Raw genomic sequence first — 13,334 nt, 5'->3', positions numbered from 1 at the left:
AAACTTGAAGCAGTAGCTTTAGAAAACGTGAGGTTTCAAATCCTACAAGGATAAATTTACACCAAATATACCCTATTTTGCCATTCTTAAATACCCGGTTTCAAATCCTACAAGGATAAATTTACACAGACTACAGGCGTATGGAAAGAGTATAGAGAACCGTTTCAAATCCTACAAGGATAAATTTACACTTTTCTTTGTTTACGCCAAGCTCGTCATATTTGAATTGTTTCAAATCCTACAAGGATAAATTTACACTACTACGGCTATAGATGCTATGTCTTGTGTCAAGTAGTTTCAAATCCTACAAGGATAAATTTACACAAAAGCTATGACCTGCCTAAAAACAAACAAACAAAAGTTTCAAATCCTACAAGGATAAATTTACACAAAGCTAAGGATATAGACAGATATAAACTTGAAAAGCGTTTCAAATCCTACAAGGATAAATTTACACCTAGATTTTACCACAAAGGGCTTAACTGAAAGGGTTTCAAATCCTACAAGGATAAATTTACACTTACACTTTAAAAAGTGATGAGAGAATAGAAGATAGTTTCAAATCCTACAAGGATAAATTTACACTATCATTTTTCATAGCTGTAGTGATTGCTTCGCTGGTTTCAAATCCTACAAGGATAAATTTACACTATCATTTTTCATAGCTGTAGTGATTGCTTCGCTGGTTTCAAATCCTACAAGGATAAATTTACACTCAAGGCTTTATAAAAGATATATTCAAGCCAAAAAGTGTTTCAAATCCTACAAGGATAAATTTACACCAATTTAGGGTGCTAGATTTAGCTTATGATTTATTGTTTCAAATCCTACAAGGATAAATTTACACTTGTATCTCTTCATTTTTCAAAGATTTTGCTAAAGTTTCAAATCCTACAAGGATAAATTTACACTTGGACTGAGTTTGTATCAAGCAAAAAACTAGAAAAACGTTTCAAATCCTACAAGGATAAATTTACACAACAAAAGATGATTAAGAGTTGAGCCTTTAGGCTTCAGGTTTCAAATCCTACAAGGATAAATTTACACAAATCACGTTTATTGAGCTCGTTTTCTATATAGGCGTTTCAAATCCTACAAGGATAAATTTACACTCTGTTGATCTCTTGTCAAAAACAACTCATAGAAGGTTTCAAATCCTACAAGGATAAATTTACACAGCTCTATGGTCTTACTCTCTTTATCAATTTCACGTTTCAAATCCTACAAGGATAAATTTACACTAAAGCCTCTTTTGTCTATCTCAATATGGCTAAAAAGTTTCAAATCCTACAAGGATAAATTTACACTTATTTGGCGTTGCACGGTATTCTAATACCATTGAGGTTTCAAATCCTACAAGGATAAATTTACACAAGCTATTTATTGCTCTATTGATGAGGATTATGTAGCGTTTCAAATCCTACAAGGATAAATTTACACTAATATCTCTAAGCACTCCTTGAAGCCTTCAGGACGTTTCAAATCCTACAAGGATAAATTTACACAATTTAAAACTTCAACTTGTGTGTTTTGTGTTGTGAAGTTTCAAATCCTACAAGGATAAATTTACACGATATAAGCAATGGCGATTTAGTTCATTATCAAAGTTTCAAATCCTACAAGGATAAATTTACACATTAGAGATTAGCACCATAAGCATACCATTATCCAGTTTCAAATCCTACAAGGATAAATTTACACGCTAGTGTTTGCACTCAAAGACGAACCATATGTAGTTTCAAATCCTACAAGGATAAATTTACACGAAAAATGATAGATAAAACAGAGCAGAGTTATATTTGTTTCAAATCCTACAAGGATAAATTTACACGAATGCTGGGGTTATCGAGGGCGAGAATTTAGAAAAGTTTCAAATCCTACAAGGATAAATTTACACCGAAAATTCAGAATAAATGGGCGTTTGAACACCCGTTTCAAATCCTACAAGGATAAATTTACACTTTGTTTTTATTTTAAGTATTAGGATTATCTTTTACGTTTCAAATCCTACAAGGATAAATTTACACTAGCCATTTACATGGTCCTATTATTATATTATGAGTTTCAAATCCTACAAGGATAAATTTACACCGCAGCTACATCTATGTATGCATCTAAGCAACAAACGTTTCAAATCCTACAAGGATAAATTTACACTTTTGTTTTAGAATTATATCAAACTTATGCTAAAAGTTTCAAATCCTACAAGGATAAATTTACACACAAAATATCTGAATATCAAGAAATGAGATAGAGCGTTTCAAATCCTACAAGGATAAATTTACACCCTATTTCATTTGGATTTGTTTCTTTAGAATTCGGTTTCAAATCCTACAAGGATAAATTTACACCGCAAAGGCTTATTTGATGTTTTTGAAAAATGTTGTTTCAAATCCTACAAGGATAAATTTACACTCCATAGTCTCCCATGACCTTATTAACAAAATCCAGTTTCAAATCCTACAAGGATAAATTTACACAAATAAACGGCAAGTCACGCTATCAATAGTTTTGCCATGTTTCAAATCCTACAAGGATAAATTTACACCTTGGATCATTATAACAGTTTTTATTAGACTCCAGTTTCAAATCCTACAAGGATAAATTTACACCCATTTTTAAAGCATATTCAGAACCACTTATAATGTTTCAAATCCTACAAGGATAAATTTACACCCTTTTGAGATTTGACAAGCTCATCAAATTGAGCGTTTCAAATCCTACAAGGATAAATTTACACTCTAAAGCATATTGCCAGTTTAGAATTGTTTCAGCAGTTTCAAATCCTACAAGGATAAATTTACACTTACTCCATTTTTGTTCAATTTTTTCGAACTATTAGTTTCAAATCCTACAAGGATAAATTTACACGATGACAGGTTAGGAGTTTGGGTAGCACTCAAACGTTTCAAATCCTACAAGGATAAATTTACACTCTAAGCTACTATCAAAAACTATCAAAAATATTACCTTGTTTCAAATCCTACAAGGATAAATTTACACATTTATTTATTTTTTCTTCGCCACCAAATGGCATGTTTCAAATCCTACAAGGATAAATTTACACTGTAAAAGCTCAAAAGATAAGTTTCTACAGATTTGGTTTCAAATCCTACAAGGATAAATTTACACTTAGTTTATGGCAAAGATGACACAGTTCGCAAGGGTTTCAAATCCTACAAGGATAAATTTACACGGACAATCTATCTGCTTGAGCCACTCAAAGACTATTGTTTCAAATCCTACAAGGATAAATTTACACAGATACTAGTATCACTATTGGTGAAACCACAATGAGTTTCAAATCCTACAAGGATAAATTTACACGATAGCTGAGCAAAAGGCTTTAGTCCAAGCAAGAGGTTTCAAATCCTACAAGGATAAATTTACACGTTTTATATGCTTAGAGATACTTTGAGGGATGAAGGTTTCAAATCCTACAAGGATAAATTTACACGATAGTTGAGTAGTATCTACAACGCAACCACCGCGTTTCAAATCCTACAAGGATAAATTTACACTACAAACTGGAAGGTTAGACAGTGTCTTATATGGAAGTTTCAAATCCTACAAGGATAAATTTACACAAATTGGGCGGTATCGCAACAGGCAAAAAGCGTTGGTTTCAAATCCTACAAGGATAAATTTACACGGCGACAATAAAACGTATGGCTTGCTTAATGACCCGTTTCAAATCCTACAAGGATAAATTTACACTGCAAAAGCTACTCACACAGAAAAATGAATGGTATGTTTCAAATCCTACAAGGATAAATTTACACAGATTTAAGTCTTGGATACCGTTGCGAATATGAATTGTTTCAAATCCTACAAGGATAAATTTACACCGGCACAAAAATCACACTTGATAGCGAAGCTTTGAGTTTCAAATCCTACAAGGATAAATTTACACCGTAGTAGCCACCTTGACTGGTGTAGCTGGAACGCGTTTCAAATCCTACAAGGATAAATTTACACACAAACTGGAAGGTTAGACAGTGTCTTATATGGAAGTTTCAAATCCTACAAGGATAAATTTACACGCTATTGATTTTTATGTTCCAGAGTTTTGGCTTGGTTTCAAATCCTACAAGGATAAATTTACACTTGATATTCTCAAAGCAAGGCTTAAAAGCTTCAGGTTTCAAATCCTACAAGGATAAATTTACACTAAAATACTACTTCCATTTATACTCTTTCAAGTATCTGTTTCAAATCCTACAAGGATAAATTTACACTTTTTTCAGATAATAAGTCGTGCTACAATACCAGAAAGTTTCAAATCCTACAAGGATAAATTTACACTTTCCCATTGGCGTGTGAGATAGGCTACCACACAAGGTTTCAAATCCTACAAGGATAAATTTACACAAAAGGTTGTAAATGTCACTCCGTTTGGTGTAGGAGTTTCAAATCCTACAAGGATAAATTTACACTACAAATGCTATCTATAAACCAACCTTATCTGCTACGTTTCAAATCCTACAAGGATAAATTTACACAATAACCTTAATTTATAGAGAAATTGCAAAATATTTGTTTCAAATCCTACAAGGATAAATTTACACGTTGTAGTAGCTAGTAGAGTGGCTATGGACTGGCGTTTCAAATCCTACAAGGATAAATTTACACTCAAGCTGATGCGAAGATAAACTATGACTATGTAGGTTTCAAATCCTACAAGGATAAATTTACACTGGGGTCAAATCGGCTCACTTTTTTAGCTAAAATTTACGTTTCAAATCCTACAAGGATAAATTTACACGTAGATTAAAGTTTGATCAGTGGCAAGATCAAAATGGGTTTCAAATCCTACAAGGATAAATTTACACCCACTTGAATGTCTAAGACTTCAAGGATTTAGTGAGTTTCAAATCCTACAAGGATAAATTTACACTGTTTCGTGTCTTTCGATTGCAGTTGGAAGAACATTGTTTCAAATCCTACAAGGATAAATTTACACGGAGAAGCTATCATTTATGTCAAGGGAGAAGATTTAGCGTTTCAAATCCTACAAGGATAAATTTACACGAAATACAGCTATAGCAGTTACTAGAAAATTTACTATGTTTCAAATCCTACAAGGATAAATTTACACATTGCCTAGCATTTCCATTGCTTCAACTACAATACGTTTCAAATCCTACAAGGATAAATTTACACTCTTTAATAGAGTATTCATTTTGTAAGAATAGATCGTTTCAAATCCTACAAGGATAAATTTACACCCCCTTAAAGCGTCACGAAAGCAACCATTTAGGGGTTTCAAATCCTACAAGGATAAATTTACACTACAAACAAAAAGGACAAACGTAAGAAAAACTGATAGTTTCAAATCCTACAAGGATAAATTTACACTCGTATGTATGTTGCCAAATTTTCTCCTTTATTTTGGTTTCAAATCCTACAAGGATAAATTTACACAAACGCTGATCTAAAACTCATCAACGAAAATACAAAGTTTCAAATCCTACAAGGATAAATTTACACATTATCAAAAAATCATAGCAGCAAATCCGTCTAAGTTTCAAATCCTACAAGGATAAATTTACACCAAGAAAACCACGCGTAAGTTCCACGCAAACGATTGTTTCAAATCCTACAAGGATAAATTTACACTAGTTATGAGATGGGTGAGTTTATTTTAGCAGAGTTTCAAATCCTACAAGGATAAATTTACACCTAACCCATAGTCTTTAATCGGTTGCATGATGCCAGTTTCAAATCCTACAAGGATAAATTTACACACTTTTATTGTACGCTAGACGGTATTTTGATACGAGTTTCAAATCCTACAAGGATAAATTTACACTCCAAGAAAACCACGCGTAAGTTCCACGCAAACGATTGTTTCAAATCCTACAAGGATAAATTTACACCAATCTCTTAAATTCCAGTCACTAGCCATTGATTTGTTTCAAATCCTACAAGGATAAATTTACACCGAATTTGGCGAACGCTCAAGCTCTTTTTTAAGGCTGGTTTCAAATCCTACAAGGATAAATTTACACGCCATACGGCACTAAGCTCCATAATCTTACCTTCGGTTTCAAATCCTACAAGGATAAATTTACACCTATATTCTCTTTATTACTCTTACGTTGCGTATCAGTTTCAAATCCTACAAGGATAAATTTACACTACAGATGAGTATAAATACGCTTGCTATATAATCGGGTTTCAAATCCTACAAGGATAAATTTACACAGAATTAGTTTGCATTGTCTTAGAGTGATTTTATGTTTCAAATCCTACAAGGATAAATTTACACTAACTTCAGATATGACATATACCCACAGTATAAATCGTTTCAAATCCTACAAGGATAAATTTACACATATTATAGTGATTATATTACAGAGGATTACGCGGGGTTTCAAATCCTACAAGGATAAATTTACACTTAGCCTTAAAATGGAGCGACGTTGATTTTGAAAAGTTTCAAATCCTACAAGGATAAATTTACACGCTTTAGTGAGTGTTTTGGGTGGCTTAGGTGTAGTGTTTCAAATCCTACAAGGATAAATTTACACACCATCTGAACCATGGTCTAACTCTCGCCAGTCATAAGTTTCAAATCCTACAAGGATAAATTTACACAGTAGGATAGTGTGCTTCAGTGAAACTGAACTTAGTTTCAAATCCTACAAGGATAAATTTACACGCTAAGGATATAGACAGATATAAACTTGAAAAGCGTTTCAAATCCTACAAGGATAAATTTACACCTTTCTTCAGTGAGCATTCTAGTTTGCAAGGCTGGATGTTTCAAATCCTACAAGGATAAATTTACACTCTCCTAAAATGATTTGAGAGAGGGTTTAAAATGAGTTTCAAATCCTACAAGGATAAATTTACACTATTTTCATTTAACAAATTTACAAAATCATCATAACTGTTTCAAATCCTACAAGGATAAATTTACACGAGTAAGCGTAGAACAACAAGAATGGCTAGAAGCTTGTTTCAAATCCTACAAGGATAAATTTACACCAACTGACCTTATGCCGTTATCCCCTGGATGAGTTTTGTTTCAAATCCTACAAGGATAAATTTACACAAGACTACATTAAAGGGCTTGAAACTTTATCAGCTATGTTTCAAATCCTACAAGGATAAATTTACACCCGAATTACTAGCATAAGCATTTATCCCCAAATTAGTTTCAAATCCTACAAGGATAAATTTACACAGTATTGGCTAGTTTCAGGGAGGAAAATTCATAAAGTTTCAAATCCTACAAGGATAAATTTACACCTCCAGCGTCTGTAAATAGGCGTATTAGATACTCGTTTCAAATCCTACAAGGATAAATTTACACTAAAATTTTGTCTTGATTGGTTAGCTTATATATGGTTTCAAATCCTACAAGGATAAATTTACACTTAGTCTTATTTCTAACTCTCTTATATACTGGTAGTTTCAAATCCTACAAGGATAAATTTACACGCCGATTTGTGACAAAAGAGCCACGTCCTTACTATCGTTTCAAATCCTACAAGGATAAATTTACACCCTGAAGACTTCAAACAAAAATTTTTGATAGGAGAAGTTTCAAATCCTACAAGGATAAATTTACACTCAGCATCATTATATTGCCATAGCAACGCTTGAAGGTTTCAAATCCTACAAGGATAAATTTACACCTGCCTCCATTTTAGAGGCATCGCCTGTATAAGTGGGTTTCAAATCCTACAAGGATAAATTTACACATTTCTGGCTCGTTGTCAATACCTGCTTTCATAGCAGTTTCAAATCCTACAAGGATAAATTTACACTCTTGTCATATTTTCGTTTGCTCATTACATACCTGTTTCAAATCCTACAAGGATAAATTTACACAAGCGGACTACTAGCAAGTGCGACGGTGGATAAGGGTTTCAAATCCTACAAGGATAAATTTACACAAAGCGGTGGCGATGTCGGCAGTTTTCAAAGTAGCGGTTTCAAATCCTACAAGGATAAATTTACACACTTCCAGCAGGTATTACGGTTCCTGCTACCCCTGGTTTCAAATCCTACAAGGATAAATTTACACAATTTCATCAAAATCGCTCGGCATTTGATATTCGCGTTTCAAATCCTACAAGGATAAATTTACACCTTTGGTCGCCGTTGTTTGCCTTTCGATTAACAAAGTTTCAAATCCTACAAGGATAAATTTACACACACAAAGCACCCCCACCCAGCCGTTTAAATCTAGCGTTTCAAATCCTACAAGGATAAATTTACACTCGCCGTTAAAGTTTGGTTGCGTTTTTGGTCCTAGTTTCAAATCCTACAAGGATAAATTTACACTGTAGCCTTTGCAATGCTTTCTAATTCATCGCCATGTTTCAAATCCTACAAGGATAAATTTACACCATCTTTATATCCAAAGCACAATTAATCTCATAAGGTTTCAAATCCTACAAGGATAAATTTACACGTTTTAAACAAGCTTGATAATGCAATTGTGATTAAGCGTTTCAAATCCTACAAGGATAAATTTACACCGAGGCAACTTTTCAGATTAATACCTTAGTGAAATTGTTTCAAATCCTACAAGGATAAATTTACACTTACCAAGTGGGTTAAATACTGCGAACAAAAAGGCTTGTTTCAAATCCTACAAGGATAAATTTACACCTGAACTAGCGCATCGACTTTTTGAGAGATACTCTCGTTTCAAATCCTACAAGGATAAATTTACACGAAGAGGCACAATTTAAGACCGCAACCGTAACATAGTTTCAAATCCTACAAGGATAAATTTACACCTGCACGATAGAGGGAATTATTTCAAGGTGAAAAATTGTTTCAAATCCTACAAGGATAAATTTACACAGCAAACAAACAAAGCTATTTTCAATGCCTTATTTAAAAATTGCAATATTTATTTTATTTAAAATATGCTTAAAATAAAATTTACCAAACTCATAATTCCCATTTTATCACTACTCTTAAAGCTTAAAAGTAGCTTTATAATCGCTACAAGTCAGGTACATCTTCAACCTTGCTCGCATTTACATCATTTTCCAATACCGCACAATCGACCATAAAATAAAACAAAAATCAATAAATACCAATTCTATTTTGCCGATTTATATATCAAACAATTAAGGAAAGATAATGCAAGTAGATACGAATTTATCAACAATCATCAGCCAAAGTAGCTCAACTGGAAATTTATCAATCTCCAAGATAAATACAAAAGAAAATGCAATGCAAGGAGCAAGTGGTGGCGTAGGTGGAGCTAGCTCATCTCAAAGCTCCGCAGATGAGCTACAAAAAAGACTAGACAAACTAAAAGAGCAACTAGCCAAAATCGAAGCTCAAATCTCAAAAATGCAAAGCAATGACAATCCATACGCAAAAGAGATGACAAACTCCCTAAATGCAGAACGTGCAAGCATCATGGCTCAGATACAAACTATCTTAGCCCAAATGCTAAAAGCTGCCAAACAGCAAAGCGCTTAAGCTTTGGCTTTTATATAAAATAGCATGGCTTGGGCTATCATCATGATTTTCATGACTAGCTCACTAGCCTTGTGCATTTTAGCAAACTCCACGCTGCTAGTGGCCTGGGCTCCTAGCTTTTGGGCTTCCACTACGTACGCACTAAAGTAAAATATAAACGCTAAAGCTAAAATAAGCGCGATGAGTGCTAGCATAAAACTACTTATTTTTTTAGCGAAGCTCTCATCTTTGTTACGCAAATTTAGCCCCTCATAAACAATAGCCACCACCGAAACTACAAGCAAAACGTTGTTAAATTTCAAAAAAACCTGAGTCATAAGCTGACCGCTTTGGAAGTGGGTAAGAACTCCTTCACCTATGATACTAGCTGGAAAAAACACAACCGGAGCAAGAAAAGCCCCTATAGAAATCTCCATGCCAACAATCATCGCAAGTAAAAAAATGTAAATTTTTCTCATATTATTCCTTTATTTTTGCTACAAATCCACGATCAAACCCAGCCAAATCTTTGTAAAACTCATACTCAAATCCGCAATCTTCAAGCTCTTTGCTAAGACTTGCTTTTTGATCATAGCCGATCTCGCAGATCAGATATTTGGTGCGAGTTTTGGCTAAATTTATGATTTGTTTTAGAAGCTCATCGCCCTTTGCTCCACCAAACAAAGCCGTTTTTGGCTCATTTTTTACCCAAATATCAAGCTCATAATCATCAGCTATATATGGTGGATTTGAGACGATTATGTCAAATTTGTCATTCACGCCATCCAAAAGTGAAGTGTGATTTATCTCTATTTCTACCCCAAATTTATCTATATTTTTGCGAGCAAATTTGATAGCTTCAAGGCTTATATCAGTGGCACTAAATTTAGCTTTTTCAAGCTCTAAAGCAAGGCTAATGCTGATTATTCCACTACCTATTCCGATTTCACATATTTTTGGGGTAGCGTAATTCTTAGCTACATTTAGGGCTTTTTCGACTAAAATTTCAGTTTCAAAACGTGGTATCAATACGCCCTTGCCCACACTAAACTCACGCCCCAAAAACTCACAAACACCAGTTATATACTCAAATGGCTCGCCGTTTTTATATCTATTTATAAGGCAGAAAAACTCGTTTTCATTTTCAAGCTCTAAATTTGAGTTTAAAAATACCCACTCTTTTGGCTGCTTTAGGTAAAAGCTCAAAAATCTCCACGCTAAATTTGAGCTATCAAGCTCTATTTTTGTGCTCTTTAAAGCTTCAGAGATTTTCAAGTTTTTTCGCCCTTTCATAAAGGCTTGGGTGCGAATGATAGACAAAACTATAGACAGGATGAGAAATAGGAAAGGCCTTATTCTCTTCGCCAAGCTTTTTAAGAGCAGATATCATATTTTTAGCTCCACCACTGCTAGCACCAAACTCATCAGCACCAAACTCATGTGACCTTGAAAATGCCGACATCAAAGGCTCAAAAATAGCCGAAATTATAGGCGAATACAAAAACAAAACCAAAAAGAAACTTCCACCGCTGCTATCTAGCCCAAGAGCCTCATACACGCTATTTGGAATATTTCCAAACACGCCAAAAAGCACAAACAAAATCACAAACATAAAAGCGATATTTTTTATCAAATCTTTGTGTTTAAAATGCCCAAGCTCATGACCAAGGACAGCTATAATCTCGCTTTGGCTAAGTTTTGCTATCAAAGTATCAAAAAGCACAACCCTTTTTGTGCCTCCAAGCCCGCCAAAATACGCATTTAGCCTTTTATCTCTTTTACTCGCATCGATGACAAAAACCCCACTACTTTTAAACCCACACTTTTGTAAAAGTGAGTTTATAGCCTCTTTTAACTCCTCATCGCTCAAAGGCGAAACCTTGTTAAAAAGTGGAGCTATGATAGTCGGATAGATCAAATTTACTAGCAAAATTATGCCAAAACTAAGCCCAAAAGCCCAGATCCACCAAAACTCTCCAAGCCACGCAAAGCAAAGCAAGATCAAATATACAACCAAGCCACCAAAAATCACGGTCAAACCAAGAGTTTTAAGCGTATCAAGTATAAAAAGTTTTGGGGTTAAATTTGAAAAGCCAAATTTTTTGTCTTTTATGAATTTTTCATATATATCAAAAGGCAAATTTAAAAGAGCCGAAATCACCAAAAATACCACGACTAAAAGCGTGTTTTGCCAAATTATGCCATTTGGTGCGATTATGCTTTGTAAATATCCAGCTCCCCACGCAGACCAAATGATAAGCAAAATCATCTGATAAATAGAGCTAATCACGCTTAATTTTTCATTTGCTAAAGCTAGCAAACCAGCTTTTTGGTAGTCATCTTGAGCTAAAATAACAGCTGGTTTATTTAAATTTTGCTTCACAAAGCCTATTTGAAGCAGGCTTAAAAATACTTTATAAATAGTATAAATAAAATAAATTCCTATTAAAATTTGTAACATCATAATCCTTAAATTTGATAATGCAAAGCAAAATACTATCTAAAATAAGTAAATTTATTTTATAAAATTATCGTAAAAACTGCTTACAAAGACTACCAAAATCAAAAATGGAATGATGTATTTTATGTAAAAAAACCATATATTTATGATTTTGTGAGCGCCGTTACTACCAAAGAGTATCTCTTTTTTGGCCTCATCGCCAAGCACCCAGCCCACAAAAATCGCACAAAGCAAAGATGTAAGCACGAAAAATATCGTCGCACTTATCGCATCATACGCATCAAAAATATTTTTGCCAAAGACAGTTACATCGCTTAGTAAATTTGTAGCCATGAGTGATGGAATATTACCCAAAATAAATATTCCGCCAAGAGTTATAAATATCGCTTTTAGTCTTTTGATTTTAAACTTTTCTTCCAAAACAGTTATCAAAACCTCATAAATAGGAAGCGAAGTAGTAAGTGCTGCTATCATAAGCAAGCTAAAAAACGCAACAGCCAAAAACTCCCCAGCAAACATATGAGAAAATACGATAGGAAGACTTTTAAAAACAAGACTTGGACCACTATCAGGTGCCACGCCAAATGTGAAAAGTGACGGGAATATCATAAATCCAGCAACGACTGCGATAAGAGTATTTAAAACTCCAGTTATCACTGATGTTTTTACTAAATTTTCATCTTTTCTTACAAAGCTTGAAAGCGTTATCATCACGCCAAATCCAAGTGAAAGAGCGAAAAACACCTGACCCAAAACATCTATGAATAACTTCGCGCTTATCTTGCTAAAATCAGGAGTTAGATAAAATTTAATCCCTTCTAAAGCTCCGTCTAATGTAAGATTTCTGATAACCATTCCTATCATTAGCAAAAACAAAATCGGCATCAGATATTTAGCTGCTTTTTCTATCCCAGCCACAGCTCCACGCACCAAAATAACAAAGTTTATAATCACAAAAACAAGAGTCGCAATGCTTATAGCAAATGGTGCATTTATAATGCTTTTATCATAAAAGCTTGCTGTCAAATCAGCACTAACCACACTTGTTAAATTTAAATTTCCAAAGATTATATTGTAGATATAATTTAGCACCCAACCGCCAATAACCATATAATACGCCATAATACCAAAAGCTCCACAAAGCCCCATCCAGCCGACTATTTTCCAAGCTTTGTTTATCTTTTTACCATTTGCCATGCCGCCAAAAGCATCAACTGAGTTTATATGCAGCCTCCTACCGATGGCATTTTCGACCAAAATCATAGGGATTCCTATCACAATCATCGCGATACAAAATGTAAGCACATAAGCCCCACCACCGTTTTGACCGACCAAATACGGAAATCTCCAAGTAGCACCAAAGCCCACAGTAGCACCAGCCACTGCCAAAATATATGTGAGTTGCGAACTCCAAGTCTGTCTTGCGTCCAAAATT

At 34.2% G+C, this 13,334-nt stretch carries 5 protein-coding genes and 1 CRISPR repeat array (1 of these 6 cut by a window edge); of the genes, 1 reads left to right on the top strand and 4 read right to left on the bottom strand.

Annotated features, from left to right (window positions below; genetic code table 11):
- A CRISPR array of direct repeats spans nucleotides 1–8,826; the repeat unit is 30 nt; unit sequence GTTTCAAATCCTACAAGGATAAATTTACAC (it extends 1,011 nt beyond the left edge of the window).
- 285 nt (nucleotides 8,827–9,111) lie between these two features.
- The gene (locus CIG1485E_RS03455; protein ID WP_038453739.1) at nucleotides 9,112–9,459 is read left to right on the top strand and encodes a hypothetical protein; all 348 of its coding nucleotides are present in this window, start codon (nucleotides 9,112–9,114) and stop codon (nucleotides 9,457–9,459) included.
- Here CIG1485E_RS03455 and CIG1485E_RS03450 read toward each other — a convergent pair.
- The 4 genes from CIG1485E_RS03450 to CIG1485E_RS03435 are packed head-to-tail and all read right to left on the bottom strand — an operon-like array spanning nucleotide 9,456 to nucleotide 13,330.
- Nucleotides 9,456–9,917 (bottom strand): DUF4149 domain-containing protein, encoded by a 462-nt coding sequence (locus CIG1485E_RS03450; protein WP_038453737.1) that lies wholly within the window; start codon nucleotides 9,915–9,917, stop codon nucleotides 9,456–9,458. The two genes, CIG1485E_RS03455 and CIG1485E_RS03450, sit on opposite strands and share 4 nt — an antisense overlap.
- Before the next feature lies 1 nt (nucleotide 9,918).
- Nucleotides 9,919–10,713: a peptide chain release factor N(5)-glutamine methyltransferase gene (gene prmC / locus CIG1485E_RS03445; protein WP_038453735.1), complete on the bottom strand. Its 795-nt coding sequence runs from the start codon at nucleotides 10,711–10,713 to the stop codon at nucleotides 9,919–9,921.
- Nucleotides 10,700–11,899, bottom strand: coding sequence for a M48 family metallopeptidase (locus CIG1485E_RS03440; protein WP_038453734.1), 1,200 nt, complete (start codon nucleotides 11,897–11,899; stop codon nucleotides 10,700–10,702). The genes prmC and CIG1485E_RS03440 overlap by 14 nt, the downstream gene beginning before the upstream one ends.
- Nucleotides 11,900–11,953: 54 nt before the next feature.
- Nucleotides 11,954–13,330 (bottom strand): sodium-dependent transporter, encoded by a 1,377-nt coding sequence (locus tag CIG1485E_RS03435; protein WP_038453732.1) that lies wholly within the window; start codon nucleotides 13,328–13,330, stop codon nucleotides 11,954–11,956.
- Between the last annotated feature and the right edge of the window lie 4 nt (nucleotides 13,331–13,334).

It is taken from the genome of Campylobacter iguaniorum (genome assembly GCF_000736415.1).
GTDB lineage: Bacteria > Campylobacterota > Campylobacteria > Campylobacterales > Campylobacteraceae > Campylobacter > Campylobacter iguaniorum.
The sequence above is the reverse complement of the archived record's forward strand: the minus strand, read 5'-3'. Positions and strand labels throughout refer to the sequence as shown.